This is a genomic window from Streptomyces sp. NPDC093221, assembly GCF_044753885.1.
GTDB lineage: Bacteria > Actinomycetota > Actinomycetes > Streptomycetales > Streptomycetaceae > Actinacidiphila.
On sequence record NZ_JBIVOA010000002.1, the window covers coordinates 690253 to 713078 of the forward strand.

Sequence of the window (22826 nt, forward strand, 5' to 3'; positions counted from 1 at the left end):
GGTTGTCCCCGGACCGCCGGCCGGTGGGGGGTCGCCGCGCCCCGGGGGGGGGGGGGGACCGACTTGCGCAAGGCGGGGGTACGGGTGGGGGTGGCCCCCCGGGAGGGGCTAGGCGAGGAGGCGGGGGGAGAGGGCGCCGCAGGGGAGCATGTCGACCTCGGCCCCGGCGTCGCGGAGGTCGGTGAGGACGAGCTCGTCGTACATGAGGAGCCCGGTCTGCTCGGGCCAGACGATGGCCCAGAGCCAGAGCCCGCGGGCCTCGCCGGCGAAGACGACACGGTCGTCGGGAGCGCCGTTGACGTGCCAGAGCGGCGTCGGCCGCCCGGCGGCGAGCACCTTGGCGTGCGGAGGCTTGTCGACGCACATGCCGGGCCCCGGATCGGGCCCGGGAATCCCGGCGTGACGGGCGCCGAGCCCGACGCCCAACTCCTCGGCGATGAGCATGAGTTCACCGGGTCCGCCGAGCGGCCCGGGTCCCGAGCAGGCCACGGCGGTGGCCCGCCCGCCGCTGCGGTCGTCGCCCGCGGCGGCGACACCGGAGAAGAGCCAGCCGACCGGCAGGGGCCACGGCATCCAGACGGGCACCTGGGCGCGGTGCACCACGACGCCGAGCGCCTCGACGCTCGGGGGCACGACGGGTTGCAGCGGATACACGGTCCCGTGCTCGTCGCACTGCCAGGAGTCGGCGAAGAGGCCGGGCGCTCGCACCCTGCCACCGCACTTCGGGCAACTGGGTTCGCCCCTCATAACGACCAACGGTCCTCCGCGTCCGTGCCCCCGTCAAGGACGATCACCCAGGTGGTTCAGCGACACCACGCGCCTGGCGGAGCGCGGGACGCGGCCGCGACCGGCGGCCCGGATCAGCCGAGGGCCACGGCCCCGCGCAGCGGATCGCGCAGGTCCGTGCCGTGCGAGAGCCAGCGTTCCTGGAGGGCGGCGGCGCCGTGCACCCGCTTCCAGGCGGCCTCGGTGTGGGTCATCGGCAGCAGCGGCAGGAAGCGGACGGGGTCGGGCGCCGGGTCGAGGGCGTCGAGCACCAGGTCCTCGACCAGGCCCCCGCCCTCGGCGACGAGCACGGCGGAGAAGGGCGCGCCCGGCCAGAGCGGCTCGCCGACGTCCAGCGAGTTGCCGGGGGCGACGACGACCCCTTCGACCTGCGGAGAGGCGCCGAGCACGGCGAGCGGCCGCAGCACCTTGTCGGTTTCGGCCACACCGGCGCGTACCGACAGCAGCAGTTCGGCGCGCGGGCCGCGTACAGGATCGGCGACGGTGGCGAGAGGCTCGTTCATGGGCTGCGCCGACATCCCGAGGGTGGCGTATCGCAGCAGGTCACCGTCGCGGTAGCGGAGCACTTCGATGCGGTCGACGCCGAGGAACGTCACGGCGGCGCGCGCGTCCGGCGCGCCGAAGGCGGAGCGCAGTCGCGCCTCGACCAGCGTCAGGAGATCACCCATGCGGCGAGCATAGATCGCGTATGGAACCGGCCAAGCGCGGTCGAGCGGGCACGCGGACGCGCTAAGGTGGGGTGTTCATATACGACATCCCCCAGCGGGGCATGGCCGGAGGAGGTGGGGACTGCAGTGGATCCGAGTCGACCGTGCAGTACCGGCAGCTCTTCCGAACGCCGTCCCGTGATGTGAGCCTGCGCGCTACTTACCCGGCCCTTGTGCCGTGAAACGCGTGACCTCACGATCCTCACGATCTGCCCGCGGAGCGAATCCGCGTCGGAAGAGCGCCCTGAACTGCCTGGTGATCAGCCAGTACTGATCCCGTCCTGATCAGCATTCAGTGCGGCGTGATGCCGTCGGCCAGTCCGTGAAGGAGCTTGCCATGTCGATGATCCGTGATCTGCGCGCTGTCGTACGCCCCGCGCTGCGCAAGAGCACCGCGTCCTACGACTACGGCCCGACTCACGACGTCTCCGCCGCCGGCAGCGCGGTGGTGGACTGCGCGGTCTACCGCGACGGCGTGCGGTGCAGCGACACCGTCGGTCTCAGCGAGGCGCTGGCGAGCGTGCGGGCCGGGCGCAGCGGCGAGCAGTGCGACGGGCGCGACGGCTTCGTGTGGATCGGTCTGCACGAGCCGACCGAGCAGGAATTCGCCGGTATCGCCCAGGAGTTCGGCCTGCACCCGCTGGCGGTCGAGGACGCGGTCCACGCCCACCAGCGGCCGAAGCTTGAGCGGTACGACGACTCGCTGTTCACGGTCTTCAAGACGATCCGCTACGTCGAGCACGCCGAGCTGACCGCCACCAGCGAGGTGGTGGAGAGCGGCGAGGTGATGGTCTTCACCGGCCGGTATTTCGTGATCACCGTGCGGCACGGCAGCCACGGTTCGCTGCGCTCGCTGCGGCACCGCCTCGAGGACGACCCCGAGCTGCTGGCCAAGGGCCCGTCCGCGGTGCTGCACGCCATCGCCGACCAGGTCGTGGACGACTACCTGGCCGTCACCGAGGCCGTGCAGGACGACATCGACGAGGTCGAGATCGACGTCTTCTCGGCCGAGAACGGCAAGCCGTCGCGCGGCGGCGACGCGGGCCGGATCTACCAGCTCAAGCGCGAGGTGCTGGAGTTCAAGCGCGCGGTGGCGCCGCTGCTGCGGCCGATGCAGGTGCTCGGCGAGCGGCCGATGCGGCTGATCGACCCGGAGATCCAGAAGTACTTCCGCGATGTCGCCGACCACGTGGCCCGCGTCCACGAGCAGGTCATGGGCTTCGACGACCTGCTCAACTCGATCCTCCAGGCCAACCTCGCGCAGGCCACCGTCGTGCAGAACGAGGACATGCGCAAGATCACCGCCTGGGCGGCGATCCTGGCCGTCCCGACGATGATCACCGGCGTGTACGGGATGAACTTCGACACGATGCCGGAGCTGCGCTGGAAGTTCGGCTATCCGACCGTGCTGATCGGCATCGTGGCGATCTGTTACGTGATCCACCGCGGCTTCCGGCGCAACGGCTGGCTCTGACCCCGGCTCCGGCTCCAACCCCGGCTCCAACCCCGGCTCTGACCCCGGCTCTGGCTCCGGCTCTGGCTCCGGCTCCGACGCGGGTGCGCGCGGCGCTCAGGCGGTCTTCCGGCGGTCGGCGAGGATCACCAGGGCCAGGCCCACGAGGATCACGCAGAGCGCCGGGTAGGCGGACCAGGCCGGGATCTGGCCCAGCCACAGCGCGGCGATCAGCGCCGCGCCCGGCGTCTCCAGCAGGATCGCGGTGGAGGTGGTGGACGGGCCGAGGCCGCGTACCACCCGGTTGAGCAGCGAGTGCCCGAGCAGTTGCGCGACGACGGTGAGGGCGGCGATCCTCAGCCACGTACGGCCGTCGTAGCCGCCGAGCGCGGAGCCGGAGACCAGGCAGGTGACCAGCAGGACCGCGGCGGTGGTCGCGTAGCAGACGTAGGTGTACGCGGTCGTGCTCGCGGTCCTGCGCACCTCGGAGCCGAGCAGGACGTATCCGGCGGCGGCGATGCCGCCGCCGAGGGCCAGGGCGTCGCCCGCGAGGGCCCGGGTGTCGGTGGACAGGTCGATGCCGGTGAGGATGACGACGCCCGCCACGGCGAGCGCGGTGCCCACCCACACCAGCCGGGGCGGCCGGTGGCCGCGTATCCGCAGGATGATCGTGGTCCAGATCGGCGTGGTGGTGCACAGGGCGGTCGAGGTGGCCACCGACGTCATCGACAGGCTCGGCAGCCACAGTCCGAAGTGCAGCGCGAGCACGACACCGGCGAGCACCGAGAGCGTCATCGCCCTGCGGCCCATCCGCCGCAGTTCGGCGCGGCCCCGCCACAGGGCGAACGGGCTGAGGACGCCGACCGCCATCGCGTTCCGCCAGAAGGCGATGGCGAGCGCGGGCGCGGCCGTCGAGGCGATCAGCGGGGCCGACATCGAGACGCTGGCGATGGCCACGGTGAGCAGCGTGAAGTCCAGCGTCCGCGCGGCGGCGGGCTCGGCGCCCGGCCCTCCCGCGGCGGGCCCCGTACCGGTGTCCGGCAGCGGAAGCGCGGCGGCGGCGGGCTCGGCGGTCACGGGACTCCTCGGGCGGACGCGGTGCGGTGACAGGGACGGCCGCGGGTCGGACACCGGAGCGTCCGACACCGGGGGCGGACACGGCGCCGCGCCCGTCGGCAGCCACCAGCGTAAGGCCCGTGGCGGGTCCACGTACCTGTCGGTCCGTACCGTGATACCGGCCGGGGTCCGCCGCCTGTGGCCAGCGCCTAAAGTGGCGGCATGACGACCGCTGTGAGCGCAGAGCAGACCGCCCTCGTCGAGGAGGCCACCAAGAAGTCGGGCCTGGTGTGGGTGGACGGCCAGGCGCTGTGGCACGCGTGGGTGGACGGCGCGATGTGCGTGGTCGGCGGCGGGCCCGTCGAGCAGCCGCTGCCGCCGGGGCTCGCCGACGGCGGGCGCGCCACGGTCGTCGTCCGCAGCAAGGACAAGGGCGGGCGGCTGGTGGCCTGGACGGCCCTGGTCGCCCTGCTGCCGCCGGACGGCGAGGCGTGGGAGGCGGCCGTGGCGGAGCTGAAGGGCAAGCGGCTCAACTCCGTCGACGCCGAGACGGTCACCGAGCGCTGGGCCCGCGACTGCCGGGTCTTCCGGCTGGCGCCCGAGGGCGCTCCCGTCGAGCACCCCGGCGCGATGCCGGATGTCTCCGGCGCGGCGGTCCCGGCCGCGACCCCGGCCACGACCCGGCATCCGGTCCCGGCCGGTCTGCCGAGGCTGCTGGCCCGCCGCCGCAAGGCGTAGCGCGCCGGGCCCGGCTACTTCGTCGTCACCGATTTGCCGTAGTCGACCACCGAGGACTTGTTCGGCGCCGCGAGCGTGAAGTCCTCGCCCCAGTCGGAGAGGGTGAGCGTCCCCGCGTTGCCCGCGCGCTGGTAGCGCAGCGGGTAGGGCGTGCCCTTGAGGGAGACGTCCAGCGAGCCGCCCTTGGTGCCGTTGAGGGCGACGGTCCTGGTGTCGCCGACCTTGCGGTGGTCGCCGAGCTTGAGGTCGCCGTCGAGCACGAAGAGGTCGGCGAGCAGCACCTTCTTGTCGGTGAAGCCGCTGAACTGCTTGTACGCGGGGTCGTCGGTGGGCACCTTGACGTATTTGTCGTCGAGCTTCTGGGCGGCGGCTTTGCCGTTCTTGTCGGCGCCCGCGTCGCCGTAGAAGTCGGCGCCCGCCTTGAGGTAGAGGTCGGCGCCGACCCGCAGGAGCTGGAAGGTCGTGCCCTTGGTGGTGACCTCGCCTACGCCGCCGTTGTCCCGCAGCCGCATGTCGAGGCGGAAGCTCTGCCCCTTGCTGATCACCGTGCCCGCCAGGCGTACGGTCGGCGCGGTCTCGGCGGCGGTCTTCGCCTTCTGCTCGACGGTCGCGGGCGGCAGCTTGGCGACGCCGTTGGTGCCCGCGTCGGGGTCGCCGCCGAAGCCGAGGCATCCGGTGAGTACGGTCGCCGCGCACAGTGTTCCGAGAGCGGCGGCTGCGGTCCGGCGGCCGGGATACACGTGTTCTCGTCCTCCTGCGGAGACGGCGGGGGGCACCCCGGACGAGTCCGGGGAGGCGTCCAGAAGCTACCGCACGGTACCCCCGGCGAGCACCCCGTGGGGCGGGCAAGATCGGCTGGGAGTAGCCTGGCGACGGATGACGAGTGGACCGGAGCAGCCCTCCGTGGACCGGTAGGAGGCCCCCCCGATGGCCGCAGGCAGCCCGCGGGTCTTCGTCTCCCATCTTTCGGGCGTCGCGGTCTTCGATCCGAACGGCGACCAGGTGGGCCGGGTCCGTGACGTCGTGGTGATGCTGCGGGTCGGCGGACGGCCGCCGCGGGTGCTCGGCCTGGTGGTCGAAGTGGTCAGCCGCCGCCGGATCTTCCTGCCCATGACGCGGGTCACCGGGGTCGAGTCCGGTCAGGTGATCACCACCGGGGTCCTGAACATGCGCCGCTTCGAGCAGCGGCCGACCGAGACGCTGGTGCTGGGCGAGCTGCTGGACCGCCGGGTGCGCCTGGTCGCCGAGGACGCGGGGCAGGACGCCGGAGGGGACGGCGGGCAGGGCGCGGCCGACGCGGGCGTGGGCGAGTCCGGCGCGGAGGTCACCGTCCTCGACGTCTCCATGACCCAGCTCCCGGCCCGCCGCGACTGGGAGATCGACAAGGTCTTCGTCCGCCGCGGCAGGCCCGGGGCCCTGCGCCGCAAGGGAGCCACCCTCACCGTCGACTGGTCGGCGGTGACCGGCTTCCGGCTGGCCGAGGACGGCCAGGGCGCGGAGAACCTGGTGGCGACCTTCGAACAGCTCCGCCCGGCCGACCTGGCGAACGTCCTGCACCACCTGTCGCCCAAGCGGCGCGGCGAGGTGGCCGCGGCGCTCGACGACGACCGGCTGGCGGACGTCCTGGAGGAGCTGCCCGACGACGACCAGGTGGAGATCCTCAGCAAGCTCAAGGAGGAGCGCGCCGCGGACGTCCTGGAGGCGATGGACCCGGACGACGCGGCCGACCTGCTGGCCGAACTGCCCGCGGACGAGCAGGAACGACTCCTCACGCTGATGCAGCCGCAGGACGCGGCGGGCGTACGGCGGCTGCTGTCGTACGAGGAACGGACCGCGGGCGGGCTGATGACCACCGAGCCGATCGTGCTGCGCCCTGACGCCACGGTCGCCGACGCGCTCGCCCGGATCCGCAACCCCGACCTGTCCCCCGCGCTGGCCGCGCAGGTCTACGTGTGCCGGCCGCCGGACGAGACGCCGACCGGCAAGTACCTGGGCCTGGTGCACTTCCAGCGGCTGCTGCGCGACCCGCCGTTCACGCTGCTCGCCTCGATCGTGGACACCGACCTCCAGCCGCTGACGCCCGACACCCCGCTGCCCGCGGTGACCAGCTACCTGGCGACGTACAACATGATCTCGGCGCCCGTGGTGAACGCGACCGGGGGGCTGCTGGGCGCGGTCACGGTGGACGACGTGCTGGACCACCTGCTGCCCGAGGACTGGCGCGAGACGGATCTGCACGGCGCGGTCGGGCCGCACGGGCACCACATGACGGACGACGGCACGGACGACGCGGCGGACGACGACGCGCGGGGCGGCATGACGGGGGTGGGCGACGATGGCGGCCGATGACCGCGACCGGGAGCGCTTCCGGCACCCGCCCGGCGCGACCGCCACCTCGCGCCCCCGCGTGCGGCTCGACCAGCCGCGCGCCCCGCGCCGCAGCCTGCTGCCGACGTACGACCCGGAGGCGTTCGGCAAGCTCTCCGAGCGCGTGGCCCGCTTCCTGGGCACCGGACGGTTCATCGTCTGGATGACGGTCCTCATCATCCTGTGGGTGCTGTGGAACATCTTCGCGCCGCCGTCGATCCGCTTCGACAACTACCCGTTCATCTTCCTGACCCTGATGCTGTCCCTCCAGGCGTCGTACGCGGCCCCGCTGATCCTGCTCGCGCAGAACCGGCAGGACGACCGGGACCGGGTCAACCTCGAACAGGACCGCAAGCAGGGCGAGCGCAGCATCGCCGACACCGAGTACCTGACCCGCGAGGTCGCGGCGCTGCGGATGAACCTCGGCGAGGTCGCCACCCGCGACTGGATCCGCTCCGAACTCCAGGACCTGCTCAAGGAGATCGAGGACCGGCAGGCCGGGGGCGGCCACGGCACCAGCCCCGGCGGCAGGCCCAGCGGCGGCAGGACCCACACCAAACGCGGCCCCGAGGCCAGGCGCGGCACGGACGGCGGGCACGGCTCCGGGACGGGCCCCGGCTCCGGCCCCGGCTCCGGCCCCGGCTCCGACGACGAGGGCAGTGACGAAGGCGACGGCCGGGGGCGCTGAACGGCGCTCGGCCACCGCCGTACCATCGACGTATGGCTACCGACACCGCAGTCTCCACGCCGACCGAAGACGCCGTGCGCGCCGCGCTCGCGACGGTGAACGACCCGGAGATCCACAAACCGATCACCGACCTCGGCATGGTCAAGTCCGTGGACATCGGCGCCGACGGCTCGGTCGCCGTCACCGTCTATCTCACGGTGTCCGGCTGCCCGATGCGCGACACCATCACCAACGCCGTCACGGCGGCGGTCGAGGGCGTCGCCGGGGTCACCTCGGTACAGGTCACGCTCGACGTGATGAGCGACGAGCAGCGCCGCGGCCTGGCGTCGTCGCTGCGCGGCGGGCAGGCGGAGCGCGAGATCCCGTTCGCCCAGCCGGGCTCGCTGACCCGCGTCTACGCCGTCGCGTCCGGCAAGGGCGGTGTCGGCAAGTCCTCGGTGACGGTCAACCTGGCGGCGGCGATGGCGGCCGACGGGCTGAAGGTCGGCGTGGTGGACGCGGACATCTACGGGCACAGCGTGCCGCGCATGCTCGGCGCGGACGGCCGGCCCACCCAGGTCGAGAACATGATCATGCCGCCGTCGGCGCACGGCGTGAAGGTCATCTCGATCGGCATGTTCACCCCCGGCAACGAGCCGGTGGTGTGGCGCGGGCCGATGCTGCACCGCGCGCTCCAGCAGTTCCTTGCGGACGTGTACTGGGGCGACCTCGACGTGCTGCTGCTCGACCTGCCGCCCGGCACCGGTGACATCGCCATCTCCGTCGCGCAGCTCGTGCCGAACGCGGAGATCCTGGTCGTCACGACCCCGCAGCAGGCGGCGGCCGAGGTCGCCGAGCGCGCCGGGTCGATCGCCGTGCAGACCCACCAGAAGATCGTCGGCGTGGTGGAGAACATGGCGGGCATGCCGTGCCCGCACTGCGACGAGGTCATCGACGTCTTCGGCTCGGGCGGCGGCGAGCGGGTCGCCGAGGGGCTGACCCGGATGACCGGCGCGACCGTGCCCGTCCTCGGGCAGATCCCCATCGACGTGCGGCTCCGCGAGGGCGGCGACGACGGGCGTCCGGTGGCGCTCAGCCACCCCGAGTCCCCCGCGGGCGCTGCCCTGCGGTCCATCGCGGGCAAGCTGGGCGGCCGTCAGCGCGGCCTGGCGGGGATGTCCCTGGGGATCACCCCGCGCAACAAGTTCTGAGCGCTCGGCGGCCGGGCGGGCGGCCCGGCCGCCGAGCGTACGGGACGGCGGGGGCGGGCTGATCGGTGATCAGCCCGCCCCCGCCGTCCGCGGAGCGCCGCAAAGGTGCCTGGAAGCGCCCTGAGGGCGCCTCAGACCTCGTACAGGGTCACGTCCTTGACCACGGCCAGTCCGAGGCCGTACGCGCTCATGCCGCGGCCGTACGCGCCGAGGTGGACACCGCGGGCCGAGCCCGCCATGACCCAGCCGTACTCGGACTCGCGGTAGTGGAACGGCGTCGGGTCGCCGTCGACCGGAAGGGTCAGCGTCGACCAGCCGCTGCCCGCCAGGTCGTCGGCGAGTTCCCACGCGGTGGCGGTCTGCTGGTCGAGCCAGTCCTGGCGCAGGGCCCGGTCCATGGTGGTGGGCCAGGTGCAGGACAGCAGCCCGGACCCGGCGAGCCAGGCCGCGGAGGAGACCGAGGTCGCCTCCAGTACGCCGGTGCCGTCGGAGCTGCGCCGTCCGGGTCGGTTGGCGAGGGTGACGACCGCGGCGAACCGCAGCCCTTCCGCGTCCGCCGGAGCCGCCTTCAGCGAAGGCTCGTCACCATGCCCTATTGAGCCGTGCTCGACCGTGCCGTCCCCGCTCACGCCGACCGTGCCCAGCCAGCGCCGTCCGGTGAACGCCTCGTCCAGCCCGTACCAAGGGAAGTCGGCCATCAAGTAGCCGTCGACCGTCCCACGAGCACTGCCGGTCTTCGTCTCCATGCGGTGTTACGCCTCCTCCGTGCCCATCTGGGCGACTCGCCATCTTGCCCGACCCTGGGTGGGTTCGGGAGCCGAACCGGCTCACGGTGACGGCGAACACACGGACAATAGCCACCTGGAGGGGTGAAAAGGCGTGATCTGGTTGACTCAGGTCGCGTCGGAATCGAACGGCGGAGCCTCGCCGGGCTCCAGGCCGTCCTTCTTGCGGAGCCTGTCGGGGGTGGCCGAGGAGCCGCCGCCGGAGGTCGGTCCCGGCACGCCGGAGGACGAACCGGCCGCGCCGGACGAGCCGTTGGCGGCGGAGGCGGGCTCCACCCCGTTGACCGCGTCGGTGACCTCGGCCATCTCCTTGCGGAAGTCGAAGCCGTTGCGGATGTCCTTGAGGCCCAGCTCGTCCATGTCGCTGTCGCTCATCAGATTCTTCTTGATGAACGTCTTCGGATTGAGGTCCTCGAACTCGAAGTCCTTGAACTCCGGACCCAGCTCCCGCCGGATGTCTTCCTTGGCGCTGTCCGAGAACTCCCTGACCTTCCGGATGAAGTTCATGGTGTCCTGGATGACCTTCGGCAGCTTGTCGGGGCCGAAGACGAGGACGGCAAGGACCACGATCGCGACCAGCTCCAGCGGGCCTATGTCGAAGAACACCTTGCAGCTCCTTGGGACGTCCACAGCCGGGAAGGCAGGGTCCGGCGGACTTTACGGTACCTGTCCACGCGGGCGGTGCGGGAGTGGCTCCGGCTAACAGTACGTCGCCAGGGGGTAAAGGGTCAGCCCCCGAGCCCGCTCCGGTGACCGGCCGGAGACCGGCCGGTGGCCGGTCAGCGCCGTATCGCGGGGACCTGGGGGCCGGGCGATACGGGGGAAGCGGCGGGCGTCACGAGCGGCAGGGCGCCGGGCGCCATCAGCGGCCGGGTCACCGAAACGGGTGTCACCGAGGTGACCGCGGCGGGCGCGCGGAGCATGCGCCGGTCCCCGGCGTCGAGCACGCCGCGCGGGGTGACCCCGCGGGTGTCCGGCACGGAGTTGGCGCTCAGCGGGCTGACCGCGGGGCCGTCGTCGGGGCGGGCGCCGCCGTCGACCGCGGCTTCCATGGGCAGGGCGCTGCCCAGGGCGATGGCCGCCATCGAGAAGGCGCCCGCGGCGGCGAAGGCGAACCGCCTGCCGCGGGAGGCCGCGGTGCCGGAGCCGCTGTGCGCGGGGACCTCCGGCTGCTCCCGGTCCTCGGGGCGCCCGTCGGCCGCGGCGGCGCGGGTCAGCTCATGGATGCGGAAACCGCGACCGCCCGAGCCGCCGGGCACGAGGTCGCGGCCCGGTGTGAGGTACGAGAACTCCTCGCGGCGCCGGGAACCGCCGCCGCCGAACACGCCGGAGCCGAGCAGGCCGCCGTCGAAGGGGCCGCGCCGCTCCTGGTCCCGCCCGCCGGCGGCGCCGGGGCCGTGGCCCTCGTCGTCCCGGTCGCGCCAGTCACGCGTACGGTCGGCGTCCTCGGTCCCGTCGCCGGTCGGTGGTAGGCCGGGAAGGCCCTGGAGCCGGGCCAGCAGCCCGGCGGAGAGCATCGGCTGCTCGGAGGCCGCCACGACGCTCTTGAGACGCCGCTGCTCGCTGGCAGCGGCTTTGCACTGCGGACAGGTCACCAGATGGGCGAGCACCCGGTCCCGGGTGTCGTCGCCGAGCTCACCGTCGACAAATGCGGCGAGCCGGTCGCCAAGGTGCTGCTCGGCAGGCGCTGCACGTTGTTCGCCTGAACCGCTACTGCTCACGTTCTCCCGCCCTCCTGGCCAGGTTTCTGTGTGGCGGCAGCGAGCGCGGGAGCCGGCCGGGCGCCGGGCGCCCGGTGTTCCAGAGCCTTGCGCAGGTGGGAGCGGCCACGGTGAATCCTGCTCCGCACCGTGCCCAGCTTCACACCCAGCGTCGCGGCGATCTCCTCGTACGACAGTCCCTCGATGTCGCAGAGCACCACGGCGGCGCGGAACTCCGGGGCGAGGGTGTCCAGCGCCTGCTGGACGTCCGCGTCGAAGTGCGTGTCGTTGAAGTGCTGCGCGGGGGACGGCTCGCGGCTGGGCAGCCGCTCGGCCGCGTCGTCCCCGAGGGCGTCGAAGCGGATCCGCTGGCGGCGGCGCACCATGTCCAGGAAGAGATTGGTCGTGATGCGGTGCAGCCAGCCCTCGAACGTGCCGGGCGTGTAGGTGGACAGGGAACGGAAGACCCGCACGAAGACCTCTTGGGTGAGGTCCTCCGCATCGTGCTGGTTGCCGGTCAGGCGGTACGCCAGCCGGTACACCCGGGCACTGTGGGTACTGACGATCTCCTCCCAAGAGGGAGGCGTCCACGCCTGAGCGTCCCCGTCGGTGGCGAACGTCGCGGTCGCGGGAGTGTTTTCGCGTGAACGGTCATCAGCAGTGTTGGTCACGGATTTCGGCTGTCCGGCGGACCGGAGAATACGCCTGAGCGTTCCTCCCTTGTCACCGGCCGCAGCCGCACCTCCCCTGTCGGCTCTGGTGGTGTCCAGTAGAGCCCCTACCATATCCACCTCGCCCGTTAGCTCCGGATAAGTGCGCTGTTGCCATTGACTTCCCAGGACTTCCACTCGGCGGGGAGAGCCGGGGCCTTCTCCCGCCGGTAGCCGTCCTTACGGATAACGCACAGTCCCATCAGCGGGTTCCCGCCCCCAGCGGATACAGTCGCCGGGCGGGCTGCACCTACGACAGGGATCGACCCGGGGACAGGGAGAGGGACATTACCGGCAACCGGCAGGCGAGCTGGGCGTTCGCCGACGCGTTCGTCGCCGAGGACGACGCCCTCATACGCGCCCGCGCCCGGTCCCACGCGGCCGGTCTGCGGCCCGTCTCGCCCGGCACCGGTGCGGCCCTGCGGCTGCTGGCCGCCACGGGGGACGCGAAGTCCGTCGTCGAGATCGGCACCGGCACCGGGGTCTCCGGCATCCACCTGCTGCGCGGCATGCGCCCCGACGGCATCCTGACCACCGTCGACACCGAGCCGGACCGCCTTCAGCTCGCGCGCGAGGCGTACCGCGAGGCCGGTTTCGCCGCCAACCGCTCCCGCGTCATCCCCGGCCTGGCCCTGGACGTGCTTCCCCGGCTCACCGACGGCGGCTACGACCTGGTCTTCTGCGACGCCGACCGGCTGGAGTACCTGGACTACCTCGACGAGGCGCTGCGGCTGCTGCGGATCGGCGGCCTGGTCTGCTTCGAGGGCGCCTTCGCCCGCGGGCGCGCGCTGGACGCCGCCCACCAGGACGCCGAGTCGGTGCGGCTGCGCGAGCTGATGCGCGCGGTCCGGGACAGCCCCCGGCTCTCCCCCGTCCTGCTGCCGACCGACGACGGTCTGCTGTGCGCGGTGCGCCGGAAGTGACGCGGCGGCGCGCGCAGGAAAACGACGGCGGCCCCGTACACGACATTCCGTGTACGGGGCCGCGACGATTTATGGGACCGCTGGTCTCAGGCGATGGCCTTCTTCAACGCGTCGCCGAGGGCATCCGCCTCGTCCGGGGTCAGCTCGACAACAAGCCGCCCGCCGCCCTCAAGCGGAACGCGCATGATGATGCTCCGCCCCTCCTTGGTCACCTCGAGCGGGCCGTCACCCGTCCGCGGCTTCATGGCCGCCATGCTCGTTCCCCTTCCTGAAACCAGCTCGGACTCGAACACATTGGTTCTCGGCCATTATCCCGCATCTATCGACCCGATGACCAACATCGGTCGCACTACGTTCAGCATGGGCCCTCCCCAAAACCGGCCAATTCGGCGAGTGGACAGTGATCGACCGGGTTCCCGAAGGGTATCGGTTCGGTCGGACGTTTGACGTACGTCACATGTCGGGGTGCCGTGAAGTCCGGCATTCTGGCCAGGACCGATGCCGCGACGAAGGGGTTCAGCCATGGCCGACAGCGTTCTGTACGAGGTGAGCGACGGGCTCGCGACCGTCACCTTCAACCGTCCCGAGGCGATGAACGCGCTCGACACGGACACGAAGAACACCCTGCGGGACGCCTTGCGGGAAGCGGCCGACGACACCGCGGTGCGGGCGGTGCTGCTCACCGCGACCGGGCGGGCCTTCTGCGTCGGACAGGACCTCAAGGAGCATCTGGCGACGCTGGCGGCGGGCGGCGGGCTCACGACGGTGGCCGAGCACTACAACCCGATCGTCACCGCGATCGCGACGATGCCCAAGCCGGTGGTGGCGGGGGTGAACGGGGTCGCCGCGGGCGCCGGGGCCGGGTTCGCCTTCGCCGCGGACTACCGGATCGTGGCGGACACCGCCGCCTTCAACACGTCCTTCGCCGGGGTGGCGCTCAGCGCGGACTCGGGTGTGTCGTGGACGCTGCCGCGGCTGGTCGGGCACAGCCGGGCCTCGGATCTCCTGCTCTTCCCGCGCTCGGTGGGGGCCGCGGAGGCGTACGACCTCGGGATCGCCAACCGGGTCGTGCCCGCCGCGGATCTTGCCGCCGAGGCCGTCGCCGTGGCCCGGCGGCTGGCCGAGGGGCCGACCGTCGCCTACGCCGCCATCAAGGCGTCCCTCGCCCACGGGGCCGCCCACTCCCTGCTCTCCACCCTCGCCAAGGAGGACGAGCTCCAGACCCTGGCCGGAGCCGCCGAGGACCACCGCATCGCGGTCAACGCCTTCGTGGCCAAGCAGCCCCCGCGCTACGTGGGCCGCTGACGCGGGACGCCCGTCGCCGCTCCGGCCGGTCCTCGATCGCCGGACGGGCTGAAGGGGACGCGGGTGCGGCGCGACCTCCGGCCCGTCCGGACGGGCCCTAGCGGGCGGAGCAGTCGGCGAGGTGGTCGTTGACCAGGCCGCAGGCCTGCATCAGGGCGTAGGCGGTGGTGGGGCCGACGAAGCGGAAGCCGTGGGATTTGAGCGCCTTGGCGAGAGCCACCGACTCGGGGGTGGTGGCGGGCACGTCGGCGAGGCGGCGCGGCGCCGGGCGGGTCGCGGGGTCGGGCGCGAAGGACCAGATGAGGGCGTCGAGCCCGCCGTCGTAGCTGTCGCGCAGGGCCTGCGCGGCCCGCGCGTTGGCGACGGAGGCGGCGATCTTCGCCCGGTTGCGGATGATCCCGGGATCGAGCAGCAGCCGCGCCTCGTCCTGCGCCGTGAAGCCCGCGACCGCGTCGATCTTGAAGCCGTCGAAGGCGGCCCTGAACCCCTCGCGGCGACGGAGGATCGTGATCCAGGACAGCCCGGACTGGAACGCCTCCAGGCAGGTCCGCTCGAACAGGGCGTCGTCCCCGTGCACGGGCCGCCCCCACTCGGTGTCGTGGTAGGCCACGTAATCCGGCGCGGACAGCCCCCAGGGGCAGCGCGCGAGTCCGTCGGGCCCGACGATCGCGTCACTCACCGGTGTCGTCCCGCGGCGTCTCGTCCTTGTCCAGGGACGGCGTCACGGGGGCGCCGACCGCGTCGGCCCGCGCCCCGGCCAGCACGGCCTCCAGGTCGGCGATCCTGGCGTCCCGCTCGGCGAGTTCCGCCCCGAGCCGGTCCAGCACCTCGTCGACGTCGAGCATGCGGTAGCCGCGTACGGCGATCGGCAGCCGGACGGCGTCGATGTCGGACCTGATGAGCGGGCGGTCGGCGGGCAGCCGGTCGTCGATCCGGTCGGGTTCGGAGTCCCGCAGGGTGCCGCCGTCACCGAGTACGGCCATCGCGACGGCGGCGACCACCGCGACCAGCGCGATGAGCATGAACCAGAACAACTCGATCTCCCGGGGTCCGGCCTACGTGTCAGGCACGATCGTGCCACGATCGCATGAGTCTGAGATGAGGAGCGGCAGTGGCACTTCGGTTGGGGACCCGCGAATTCGGCGAGCGGGAGCCGGTGATCATGGCGATCGTGAACCGTACGCCGGACTCGTTCTACGACCAGGGCGCCACCTTCACCGACGAACCCGCGCTGGAGCGGGTCGCGGGCGCCGTCGCGGAGGGCGCGGCGATCATCGACATCGGCGGGGTGAAGGCGGGCCCCGGCGAGGAGGTCTCGGCGGCGGAGGAGATCCGCCGCACGGTCGCCTTCGTGGCGGAGGTGCGCCGCCGCCACCCGGATGTGGTGATCAGCGTGGACACCTGGCGGCACGAGGTCGGCGAGGCGGTGTGCGAGGCGGGCGCCGACCTGCTGAACGACGCGTGGGGCGGGGTGGACCCGCGGCTGGCGGAGGTCGCGGCGCGGTACGGCGTGGGGCTGGTGTGCACGCACGCGGGCGGCGCGCAGCCGCGGACCCGGCCGCACCGGGTGGGGTACGAGGACGTGATGGCCGACATCCTGCGGGTGACGGTGGGGCTGGCCGAGCGGGCGGCGGCGCTGGGCGTGCCGCGTGACGGGATTCTGATCGACCCGGGTCACGACTTCGGCAAGAACACCCGGCACTCGCTGGAGGCGACCCGGCGGCTGCCGGAGATGACGGCGACGGGGTGGCCGGTGCTGGTCTCCCTGTCGAACAAGGACTTCGTCGGGGAGACGCTCGACCGGCCGGTCAAGGAGCGGCTGATCGGCACGCTGGCCACCACGGCGGTGTCGGCGTGGCTCGGGGCGCGGGTGTACCGCGTCCACGAGGTCGCCGAGACCCGTCAGGTGCTGGAGATGGTGGCCTCGATCGCGGGCCACCGCCCGCCCGCCGTGGCCCGCAGGGGCCTGGCCTAGGGGGCCCGCTGGGCGGGGGCCAGGGGCCCTGCGAGGCCCTAGGCGCTCTCCTTCGTCACCCGCGCCACGGCCTCGTCCACGTCGTCCGTGACGTGGAACAGCTCCAGGTCGGCCGCGGACGCCTTGCCGCCCGCGACGAGCGTGGAGCGGATCCAGGAGACCAGGCCGCCCCAGTACTCGGTGCCGAAGAGCACGATCGGAAAACGGGTGACCTTCTTGGTCTGGACGAGGGTGAGCGCCTCGAAGAGTTCGTCGAGGGTGCCGAAGCCGCCGGGGAGCACGACGAATCCCCGCGCGTACTTCACAAACATCGTCTTTCGGACAAAGAAATAGCGGAAGTTCACGCCGATGTCGACATAGGAGTTGAGGCCCTGCTCGAAGGGCAGCTCGATGCCGAGGCCGACCGAGATGCCGCCCGCTTCGAGCGCGCCCTTGTTGGCGGCCTCCATCGCGCCGGGGCCGCCGCCGGTGATGACGGCGAAACCGGCCTCGGTCAGGGCGCGGCCGATCCGTACGCCCGCCGCGTACTCACGCGAGTCCACCGGGGTGCGGGCGGAGCCGAAGACGCTGACGGCGGGGCCGAGTTCGGCCAGGGCGCCGAAGCCCTCGACGAATTCCGACTGGATCCGCATCACACGCCACGGGTCGCCGTGCACCCAGTCCGACTCTCCTCGACTGTCCAGCAACCGCTGATCGGTGGTCCCCGCCTGCACCTGGCCGCGCCGCCGTACGACAGGGCCCGTGTGCCGTTCCGGCCAGCCCTTGCCGGTCAGCACGGTCTCCGCCGCCTCGTTGGCCGCGGCAGCCGCCTCCTGCGCGTCCGGACTCTGCCCGGCCGCTCCCGTGTGTGAGTCAGTCATACGGGAAGCGTACGCATCAAGGTGCGGCGGACGGCGCCAATGGGACCGCCCGGGGCGCTTCGAGGCGGGCGCTGACCCAGGTGAAGGCCGCGGGGAACATTCCGCCCCAGGTCTTCCAGTTGTGCCCGCCGCGGTCGATCCGCAGCGTGCTGACCGAGGTGGGCGGCCGGACGGCGGCGGTGATCCAGTCGCCGAATTTCGGCGGGCTCTCCGGGTCCTGCTTGCTGGACTCGATGAGGATGTGCACGTCGGGGCGGGTGTTCTGGGCCAGCCACAGCGGCGAGCGGACACCGCGGGCGGACTCGGCCGGATTGTCCGGGGCCATCGCGGCGGCGGCCACGAACCGGTCGGGGTGCTCGAGCGCCATCCGCACCGCGCAGTAGCCGCCGGTGGATATGCCCATCACGGCCCAGCCGCGCGGCGCCGGGAGCGTACGGAAATTGTGCGCGATCGTCTGCGCCACGTCGTCGGTGAGCCAGGTGCCGACCTTGCTCTTGCCCGGCACGTCGGCGCAGCCGGTGTTGGCCCGGTCCGGGGTGATGGTGGGCAGCACGAGTATCGCGGGCTCGGCGCGGCCGGCGGTGATCTCGTCCTGCATGATCTGGCCGAGCCGCATGCCGCGCAGGAAGCTGTGCGGGGTGCCGGGGATGCCGTGCAGGACCTCTATGACGGGGAAGCGGGTGTGCGCGAACTCCTTCTTCTTGTACTGCGGCGGCGTCCAGACGATGACGTCGCCCTTCGTCCCGGACTTCCAGCCGCGCACGGTGGCCTTCTCGAAGCCTTGGGAGTACGAGGCGAATTTGACCCGGTAGTCGGGCTTGGTGGGGGTGGGCGTGGCGGTGGGGCCCGCGACGGACTTGCCGCCGCTGTTGGCGTTGCCGAGCAGGTCGTCCCAGGACGCGTAGAAGCCGTAGTCGTTGTTGACCGTGACCATCACCACGAAGATCGCGGTGACCTGACAGAGCACGATCATCCCGACGCGGGCGACGACCCGTACCGGCCGCGGGCCCCGTACCCGCGGCCAGAGCAGCACCGCGCCCGCCACCGCGGCCACCGCGACGACGAGGAGCAGTACGGCGAATCCTCTGCTGGTCAGTCCCACGACACGCCTCTTCCCCCAACCGATCCCTACGGCTCCGATCACACCATGCCGCGAGGGAAGACCGATGGGCACCCCTGTTCGGTTGCTCCGCCTTTCGCCGGATCAGTCGGACGAGTGAGGCGGGGCGGTCGCCGGGGCCGCGGGATCGGGCCCGGTCAGTCGGTGAGCCAGCCGCGCAGCCGCTCCTCGGCCTCCAGCACGGCGGCGACCGCGACGTGCTCCTCGCGGGCGTGGGCGAGCTTGGGGTCGCCGGGGCCGTAGTTCACCGCGGGCACGCCGAGCGCGGAGAAGCGGGCCACGTCGGTCCAGGCGTCCTTGGGAGCGGGTTCGGTGCCGATGGCGCGCACGAAGGCGGCGGCGGCCGGGTGCGCGAGGCCGGGCAGCGCGCCCGGCGCGCTGTCGGTGAGCACCACGGTGAAGCCGTCGAAGACCTCCTCGGCGTGCGCGAGCGCCTCGGCCTCGCTCCGGTCGGGCGCGAAGCGGAAGTTGACGGTCACCGCGCAGGAGTCGGGGATCACATTGCCCGCGTGGCCGCCCTCGACCCGCACCGCGTTCAGCCCCTCGCGGTACTCCAGGCCGTCGATGACGACCCGGCGGGGCTCGTACGCGGCGAGCCGGTCCAGGATCGGCGCGGCCTTGTGGATGGCGTTGTCCCCGAGCCAGCTCCGCGCCGAGTGCGCCCGGCGGCCGGTGGTCTCGACCCGGATCCGCAGGGTGCCCTGGCAGCCGCCCTCGACCTTGCCGTCGGTCGGCTCCATCAGCACCGCGAAGTCCCCGGCCAGCCACTCGGGGTGCCGCTCGACCAGCCGCTTGAGTCCGTTGAACTCGGCCGCGATCTCCTCGGCGTCGTAGAAGACGTAGGTCAGGTCGCGGTTCGGCGCGGTCAGGGTCGCCGCCAGCCGCAGCTGCACCGCCACGCCCGCCTTCATGTCCGAGGTGCCGCAGCCCCACAGCAGGCCGTTCTCGTCCAGCCGCGACGGCAGGTTGTCCGCGATCGGCACGGTGTCGATGTGGCCCGCGAGCACCACCCGCTCGGCGCGCCCGAGCCGGGTCCGCGCCACCACCGCGTCGCCGTCCCGGTCCACCGTCAGGTGCGGCAGCCCCCGCAGTGCCTCCTCCACCAGATCCGCCAGCGCCTTCTCCTGCTGGCTCACGGACGGCACGTCCACGAGTTGGGCGGTGAGCCGAGCGGCATCCTGGCTGAGGTCGAGTTCGCTGCGCATACGCCGAGCGTAGGGCCTCGGGCCCGGATGCCCCGAAGGCCCCGGCCGCCTGCCCCGTTCACGCGCACGGAGGAGAAAGCCGAAGACGGCGCCGTCGTAGGTCATTCGGGACCCGCCGCCTTCGGTACGCTCGGCGCGTGCCCAGCTCCCCCCCTCAGAAGCCCCCCAAGCGCAAGCGCCGGGGCCGCAAGATCGCCACAGCGGCCGTGGTGTTGCTGGGGCTCGCCACCTATGGCCTCTACCGCGCCGCGGAGGAGAACAAAGCGCCGGAAAGCGCGGACTGCACAGTGACGGCGGACGGCGACACGCTGGACATGAGCCCGTCGCAGGCGGCGAACGCGACGACGATCGCCGCCGTGGCCACCTCGCGCGGGCTGCCGGAAAGGGCGCTCACCATAGCCCTGGCCACGGCGTTGCAGGAGTCACGGCTGGACAATCTCGATCACGGCGACCGGGATTCGCTCGGACTGTTCCAGCAGCGCCCCTCGCAGGGCTGGGGCACCGCGCAGCAGGTCCAGGACCCGGTGTACTCGACGAACGCCTTCTTCGACGGCCTGGTGAAGATCGAGGGCTATTCGCGGCTGCCGCTGACCGTGGCGGCGCAGCGCGTGCAGAAGAGCGGCTTCCCCCAGGCGTACGCGAAGCACGAGGCGGACGCGACGCTGCTGTCGGCGGCGCTGTACGGGCGCAAGGCGGGCGCGCTGAGCTGTACGACGGGCTCGGACACGCCCTTCAGCGCGGGCGGCAAGCTGGGCAGTACGTCGCAGGTCACGGCCAGGCTGACGCGGGAGTTCGGCAGCCAGGTGAAGCCGGTGGCGGCCGACGAGCCGCGTACGGTCGCGGTGCCCGCCAGGCCCGCGGGCGGCGCGGCGGAGGGCGACGGCACCCGGCGCGGCTGGGAGCTGGCGCAGTGGGCGGTGGCGCACGCGCAGGACCTGAAGGTCGAGCAGGTGACCTTCGGCGGCCAGAAGTGGGCCGCGGCGCAGTCCGGCAAGGGCTGGCAGAAGCAGAAAGCGGGCGGCGCGCAGGGTTCCGCGGCCGTCAAGCCGGACGGATACGTACGGATCACCGTCGCGCAATAGTGCGCGCATTCACTCGGAAGTGCCCGCTCCCGCGGTCAAACGCGGGCTGCGGGAAAACCGCTCGACCGGATGGCAATTCCCTTGCCGCAGCAGGGATGTGACGTTTCATCAAAGTCATATGAGCTGTCCGCTATATCCGATCTGTCGGATTCCTATAATGCGACACATTGCCAACTCTTTACCTCGAACGACCGCAACCTTCGGGCTCCTTGAGCGGTAGTCACGACGTCCGCCCGGCGGACGCAATACGTCCCCTCACGGAGCCAACTCCGTAAAAGGAGCACCATGTCCCTCCCCCTGACCCGCCGCTTCGCCCAGGCCGCCCTGCTGATCGGCGCCGCCGCCGCGCCGCTGATCGGAGCGGGCGCCGCGCAGGCCGCCGCGCTGCCGCCGACGGACCTGGGCGGGCTGAGCAATCTGGACGGCGCCAATGTCGGCAACACGCTGGACAGCGCTTCCCAGCAGGCCACCGGGGTGGCCGGGCAGGCCGGTACCCAGGCGATGAAGACCACGCTCCCGGCCACCGGCCGCATCGTGGGCACCGCGAGCAGGACCGCCGCCCCGGCCGCGCAGAAGGCCGCGGGCGACGCCGCCGACTCCGCGGGCCGGATCGTCGGCCAGACCGCCGAGTCGGCCGGTGGCGTCGCCCCGCACACCGAGACGCTGCCGGTCTCCGCGCTTCCCAACACCGGCCAACTGCCGGCCGGCGCGCTGCCCACCACCGACATGCTGCCGCTCAAGGGCCTCCCCCTGGGCTGATCGCCGAACCGCACGCGCGCGGGGGCCGGGAGCGACCGCTCCCGGCCCCCGCGCGTGTCTGCCGGGCAGCGCTCTCACACCGGCCTGGTCGGGTCAGCCCGGCGGGTCAGCCCGGCGGGTCAGCCCGGCGGGTCAGCCCGGCGGAAGCGGTTCAGCGGGAGCGGTTCAGCGGGAGCGGTTCAGCGGGAGCGGTTCAGCGCAGCCGCTCGACGGCCGCCGCCACCCGCTCGTCGACCGCCGTGAAGGCGATCCGGACGAACCGCTCGCCCGTCGGCCCGTAGAACTCGCCGGGCGCCACCAGGATGCCGCGCTTGGCCAGGTCGCCGACGGTGTCCCAGCAGTTCTCCGCGCGGGTCGCCCACAGGTACAAGCTGGCCTCGCTGTGCTCGATCCGGAAACCCGCGCCCTCGAAGGCGGTCCGCAGGGCGGCGCGCCGGCGCGCGTACCGCTCCTTCTGCTCCACCGCGTGCTCGCGGTCGTCGAGCGCGGCGACCATCGCGGCCTGTACGGGCGCGGGCACGATCATGCCGACGTGCTTGCGGACTTCCAGCAGACCGGCGACGACGGACGCGTCACCGGCGAGGAAGGCGCCGCGGTAGCCCGCGAAGTTGGACCGCTTGGACAGCGAGTGGACGGCGATCAGCCCCTCGTGGCTGTCCCCGCACACGTCCGGGTGCAGGACGGAGACCGGCTCCGCACCCTCCCAGCCCAGCTCGATGTAGCACTCGTCGGACACCACGAGCACCCCGTGCTCGCGCGCCCACGCCACGATCCGGCGCAGCTCGGCGGCGGACAGCACGCGGCCCGTGGGGTTGGACGGGCTGTTGAGCCAGAGCAGCTTCAGGCCGTCCGGGTCGAGTTCGGTCACCGGGTCGTCGTACGTGACCGGTTCCGCGCGGGCCACCAGCGCGCCGATCTCGTACGTCGGGTAGGCGAGCCGCGGGTACGCGACCCGGTCGCCCGCCTCGATGCCCAGCAGCGTCGGCAGCCAGCCGACCAGTTCCTTGGAGCCGAGCAGCGGCAGGATGTTCGCCGGGTCGGCGCCGCTCACGCCGTGCCAGCGGCTGAGATATCCGGCGGCGGCCTCGCGCAGCGCGCGCGTGCCGTACGTCAGCGGATAGCCGGGGCTGTCGGCGGCGGCGGCGAGCGCGCGCCGGATCACCTCGGGCACCGGGTCCACCGGGGTCCCCACCGACAGGTCGACCACACCGTCCGGGTGCGCGACGGCCGTCGCCTTGTAGGGCTCCAGGCGGTCCCACGGGAAGACCGGGAGGCGGGCGGAGATGCTCACGTGCTCACTCTCGCTTGTCGATCGATGGTCCGTGATCGAAATGTCCATGACGGACGTACGCCGCGGCCCCGCACAGCGCCGAGCGTGGCTCGGTGCGCCGTACGGGGCCGGGCGGAGACTGCCCGA

Annotated in this window: 24 protein-coding genes and 1 pseudogene; 10 read left to right on the plus strand and 15 right to left on the minus strand. The window is 72.5% G+C overall.

Going from position 1 to position 22826, the window contains the following annotated elements:
* Positions 1-108 precede the first annotated feature (108 nt).
* Together ACIQCJ_RS08980 and ACIQCJ_RS08985 are read right to left on the minus strand one after the other, a co-directional pair.
* The gene (locus ACIQCJ_RS08980; protein WP_355348593.1) at positions 109-747 is read right to left on the minus strand and encodes a DUF6758 family protein; all 639 of its coding nucleotides are present in this window, start codon (positions 745-747) and stop codon (positions 109-111) included.
* A gap of 113 nt (positions 748-860) precedes the next feature.
* Complete coding sequence (locus tag ACIQCJ_RS08985) at positions 861-1454, minus strand: suppressor of fused domain protein (RefSeq protein WP_355348590.1); 594 nt, start codon at positions 1452-1454, stop codon at positions 861-863.
* Between the two features lie 376 nt (positions 1455-1830).
* On the opposite strand from ACIQCJ_RS08985, the gene ACIQCJ_RS08990 reads away from it, so the two are divergent.
* Positions 1831-2967 (plus strand): magnesium and cobalt transport protein CorA, encoded by a 1137-nt coding sequence (locus ACIQCJ_RS08990; RefSeq protein ID WP_355348587.1) that lies wholly within the window; start codon positions 1831-1833, stop codon positions 2965-2967.
* Between the two features lie 96 nt (positions 2968-3063).
* On the opposite strand, the gene ACIQCJ_RS08995 is transcribed toward ACIQCJ_RS08990, so the two are convergent.
* Positions 3064-4023, minus strand: coding sequence for a DMT family transporter (locus tag ACIQCJ_RS08995; RefSeq protein WP_402711059.1), 960 nt, complete (start codon positions 4021-4023; stop codon positions 3064-3066).
* A gap of 201 nt (positions 4024-4224) precedes the next feature.
* Here ACIQCJ_RS08995 and ACIQCJ_RS09000 point away from each other — a divergent pair, with 201 nt between their 5' ends.
* Positions 4225-4740: a hypothetical protein gene (locus tag ACIQCJ_RS09000; protein WP_402711060.1), complete on the plus strand. Its 516-nt coding sequence runs from the start codon at positions 4225-4227 to the stop codon at positions 4738-4740.
* Positions 4741-4754: 14 nt separating this feature from the next.
* On the opposite strand, the gene ACIQCJ_RS09005 is transcribed toward ACIQCJ_RS09000, so the two are convergent.
* Entirely contained in the window at positions 4755-5480 is a 726-nt protein-coding gene (locus ACIQCJ_RS09005) for a hypothetical protein (RefSeq protein WP_355348581.1), read from the minus strand.
* A gap of 187 nt (positions 5481-5667) precedes the next feature.
* Between ACIQCJ_RS09005 and ACIQCJ_RS09010 the strand changes: the two genes are divergently transcribed.
* From ACIQCJ_RS09010 to ACIQCJ_RS09020, 3 genes and pseudogenes are all read left to right on the plus strand, one after another.
* The gene (locus tag ACIQCJ_RS09010; protein WP_402711061.1) at positions 5668-7089 is read left to right on the plus strand and encodes a magnesium transporter MgtE N-terminal domain-containing protein; all 1422 of its coding nucleotides are present in this window, start codon (positions 5668-5670) and stop codon (positions 7087-7089) included.
* Positions 7076-7648 (plus strand): annotated as a pseudogene (locus tag ACIQCJ_RS09015) (DUF1003 domain-containing protein); the annotation flags it as partial. The gene ACIQCJ_RS09010 and the pseudogene ACIQCJ_RS09015, both read left to right, overlap by 14 nt.
* A gap of 179 nt (positions 7649-7827) precedes the next feature.
* Positions 7828-8985 carry an Mrp/NBP35 family ATP-binding protein gene (locus ACIQCJ_RS09020; protein ID WP_355348575.1) on the plus strand — a complete coding sequence of 386 codons (1158 nt, stop codon included), beginning with the start codon at positions 7828-7830 and terminating at the stop codon, positions 8983-8985.
* A gap of 131 nt (positions 8986-9116) precedes the next feature.
* On the opposite strand, the gene ACIQCJ_RS09025 is transcribed toward ACIQCJ_RS09020, so the two are convergent.
* The 4 genes from ACIQCJ_RS09025 to sigE all read right to left on the minus strand — a co-directional run bounded on the left by ACIQCJ_RS09025 (position 9117) and on the right by sigE (position 12255).
* Complete coding sequence (locus ACIQCJ_RS09025) at positions 9117-9731, minus strand: hypothetical protein (protein ID WP_391127398.1); 615 nt, start codon at positions 9729-9731, stop codon at positions 9117-9119.
* 147 nt (positions 9732-9878) lie between these two features.
* On the minus strand, positions 9879-10376 hold the full coding sequence (locus tag ACIQCJ_RS09030) for a sec-independent translocase (RefSeq protein ID WP_355348180.1): 498 nt from the start codon (positions 10374-10376) through the stop codon (positions 9879-9881).
* 173 nt (positions 10377-10549) lie between these two features.
* Positions 10550-11491, minus strand: a complete 942-nt coding sequence (locus ACIQCJ_RS09035) for a zf-HC2 domain-containing protein (RefSeq protein ID WP_402711062.1) — start codon at positions 11489-11491, stop codon at positions 10550-10552.
* Entirely contained in the window at positions 11488-12255 is a 768-nt protein-coding gene (sigE, locus tag ACIQCJ_RS09040; RefSeq protein ID WP_355348341.1) for an RNA polymerase sigma factor SigE, read from the minus strand. Before sigE ends, ACIQCJ_RS09035 begins: the two co-directional genes overlap by 4 nt.
* A gap of 212 nt (positions 12256-12467) precedes the next feature.
* Between sigE and ACIQCJ_RS09045 the strand changes: the two genes are divergently transcribed.
* Complete coding sequence (locus ACIQCJ_RS09045; protein WP_355348344.1) at positions 12468-13103, plus strand: O-methyltransferase; 636 nt, start codon at positions 12468-12470, stop codon at positions 13101-13103.
* Positions 13104-13189: 86 nt separating this feature from the next.
* On the opposite strand, the gene ACIQCJ_RS09050 is transcribed toward ACIQCJ_RS09045, so the two are convergent.
* Entirely contained in the window at positions 13190-13357 is a 168-nt protein-coding gene (locus ACIQCJ_RS09050) for a DUF3117 domain-containing protein (protein ID WP_069464762.1), read from the minus strand.
* Between the two features lie 268 nt (positions 13358-13625).
* Between ACIQCJ_RS09050 and ACIQCJ_RS09055 the strand changes: the two genes are divergently transcribed.
* Positions 13626-14408 carry an enoyl-CoA hydratase/isomerase family protein gene (locus tag ACIQCJ_RS09055; RefSeq protein WP_402711063.1) on the plus strand — a complete coding sequence of 261 codons (783 nt, stop codon included), beginning with the start codon at positions 13626-13628 and terminating at the stop codon, positions 14406-14408.
* Positions 14409-14505: 97 nt separating this feature from the next.
* Here ACIQCJ_RS09055 and ACIQCJ_RS09060 read toward each other — a convergent pair whose 3' ends face one another.
* Positions 14506-15087, minus strand: coding sequence for a DNA-3-methyladenine glycosylase I (locus ACIQCJ_RS09060; RefSeq protein WP_391049310.1), 582 nt, complete (start codon positions 15085-15087; stop codon positions 14506-14508).
* Positions 15080-15442 carry a DivIVA domain-containing protein gene (locus ACIQCJ_RS09065; RefSeq protein WP_391161649.1) on the minus strand — a complete coding sequence of 121 codons (363 nt, stop codon included), beginning with the start codon at positions 15440-15442 and terminating at the stop codon, positions 15080-15082. Before ACIQCJ_RS09065 ends, ACIQCJ_RS09060 begins: the two co-directional genes overlap by 8 nt.
* Before the next feature lie 128 nt (positions 15443-15570).
* Between ACIQCJ_RS09065 and folP the strand changes: the two genes are divergently transcribed.
* Positions 15571-16383, plus strand: coding sequence for a dihydropteroate synthase (gene folP, locus ACIQCJ_RS09070; protein ID WP_355348347.1), 813 nt, complete (start codon positions 15571-15573; stop codon positions 16381-16383).
* A gap of 38 nt (positions 16384-16421) precedes the next feature.
* On the opposite strand, the gene ACIQCJ_RS09075 is transcribed toward folP, so the two are convergent.
* The 3 genes from ACIQCJ_RS09075 to dapE all read right to left on the minus strand — a co-directional run bounded on the left by ACIQCJ_RS09075 (position 16422) and on the right by dapE (position 19568).
* Positions 16422-17243, minus strand: a complete 822-nt coding sequence (locus tag ACIQCJ_RS09075; protein WP_355348196.1) for a TIGR00730 family Rossman fold protein — start codon at positions 17241-17243, stop codon at positions 16422-16424.
* Between the two features lie 16 nt (positions 17244-17259).
* Positions 17260-18345 (minus strand): alpha/beta fold hydrolase, encoded by a 1086-nt coding sequence (locus ACIQCJ_RS09080; RefSeq protein ID WP_391161650.1) that lies wholly within the window; start codon positions 18343-18345, stop codon positions 17260-17262.
* A 155-nt stretch (positions 18346-18500) separates the two neighbouring features.
* Positions 18501-19568, minus strand: coding sequence for a succinyl-diaminopimelate desuccinylase (gene dapE, locus ACIQCJ_RS09085; protein ID WP_391161651.1), 1068 nt, complete (start codon positions 19566-19568; stop codon positions 18501-18503).
* Positions 19569-19705: 137 nt separating this feature from the next.
* Here dapE and ACIQCJ_RS09090 point away from each other — a divergent pair, with 137 nt between their 5' ends.
* Together ACIQCJ_RS09090 and ACIQCJ_RS09095 are read left to right on the plus strand one after the other, a co-directional pair.
* Positions 19706-20650: a heavy metal transporter gene (locus ACIQCJ_RS09090; protein ID WP_402711064.1), complete on the plus strand. Its 945-nt coding sequence runs from the start codon at positions 19706-19708 to the stop codon at positions 20648-20650.
* Between the two features lie 285 nt (positions 20651-20935).
* A complete protein-coding gene (locus tag ACIQCJ_RS09095) occupies positions 20936-21409 on the plus strand; it encodes an ATP-binding protein (protein ID WP_355348208.1) in 474 nt (157 codons plus the stop codon).
* A gap of 193 nt (positions 21410-21602) precedes the next feature.
* Here the strand turns inward: ACIQCJ_RS09095 and dapC are convergent, their stop codons facing one another.
* Positions 21603-22748 carry a succinyldiaminopimelate transaminase gene (gene dapC, locus ACIQCJ_RS09100; RefSeq protein ID WP_391049303.1) on the minus strand — a complete coding sequence of 382 codons (1146 nt, stop codon included), beginning with the start codon at positions 22746-22748 and terminating at the stop codon, positions 21603-21605.
* Positions 22749-22826 lie beyond the last annotated feature (78 nt).

Bases quoted from the DNA above. Each gene is read 5' to 3' on its own strand.
- ACIQCJ_RS08990 (WP_355348587.1), top strand. From the start codon at position 1,831: ATGTCGATGATCCGTGATCTGCGCGCTGTCGTACGCCCCGCGCTGCGC.
- ACIQCJ_RS09025 (WP_391127398.1), bottom strand. From the start codon at position 9,731: ATGGAGACGAAGACCGGCAGTGCTCGTGGGACGGTCGACGGCTACTTG.
- sigE (WP_355348341.1), bottom strand. From the start codon at position 12,255: ATGGTAGGGGCTCTACTGGACACCACCAGAGCCGACAGGGGAGGTGCG.
- ACIQCJ_RS09050 (WP_069464762.1), bottom strand. From the start codon at position 13,357: ATGGCGGCCATGAAGCCGCGGACGGGTGACGGCCCGCTCGAGGTGACC.
- dapE (WP_391161651.1), bottom strand. From the start codon at position 19,568: ATGCGCAGCGAACTCGACCTCAGCCAGGATGCCGCTCGGCTCACCGCC.
- ACIQCJ_RS08985 (WP_355348590.1), bottom strand. From the start codon at position 1,454: ATGGGTGATCTCCTGACGCTGGTCGAGGCGCGACTGCGCTCCGCCTTC.
- dapC (WP_391049303.1), bottom strand. From the start codon at position 22,748: ATGGACATTTCGATCACGGACCATCGATCGACAAGCGAGAGTGAGCAC.
- ACIQCJ_RS09020 (WP_355348575.1), top strand. From the start codon at position 7,828: ATGGCTACCGACACCGCAGTCTCCACGCCGACCGAAGACGCCGTGCGC.
- ACIQCJ_RS09000 (WP_402711060.1), top strand. From the start codon at position 4,225: ATGACGACCGCTGTGAGCGCAGAGCAGACCGCCCTCGTCGAGGAGGCC.
- ACIQCJ_RS09010 (WP_402711061.1), top strand. From the start codon at position 5,668: ATGGCCGCAGGCAGCCCGCGGGTCTTCGTCTCCCATCTTTCGGGCGTC.
- ACIQCJ_RS09055 (WP_402711063.1), top strand. From the start codon at position 13,626: ATGGCCGACAGCGTTCTGTACGAGGTGAGCGACGGGCTCGCGACCGTC.
- folP (WP_355348347.1), top strand. From the start codon at position 15,571: ATGGCGATCGTGAACCGTACGCCGGACTCGTTCTACGACCAGGGCGCC.
- ACIQCJ_RS08980 (WP_355348593.1), bottom strand. From the start codon at position 747: ATGAGGGGCGAACCCAGTTGCCCGAAGTGCGGTGGCAGGGTGCGAGCG.
- ACIQCJ_RS09095 (WP_355348208.1), top strand. From the start codon at position 20,936: ATGTCCCTCCCCCTGACCCGCCGCTTCGCCCAGGCCGCCCTGCTGATC.
- ACIQCJ_RS09075 (WP_355348196.1), bottom strand. From the start codon at position 17,243: ATGACTGACTCACACACGGGAGCGGCCGGGCAGAGTCCGGACGCGCAG.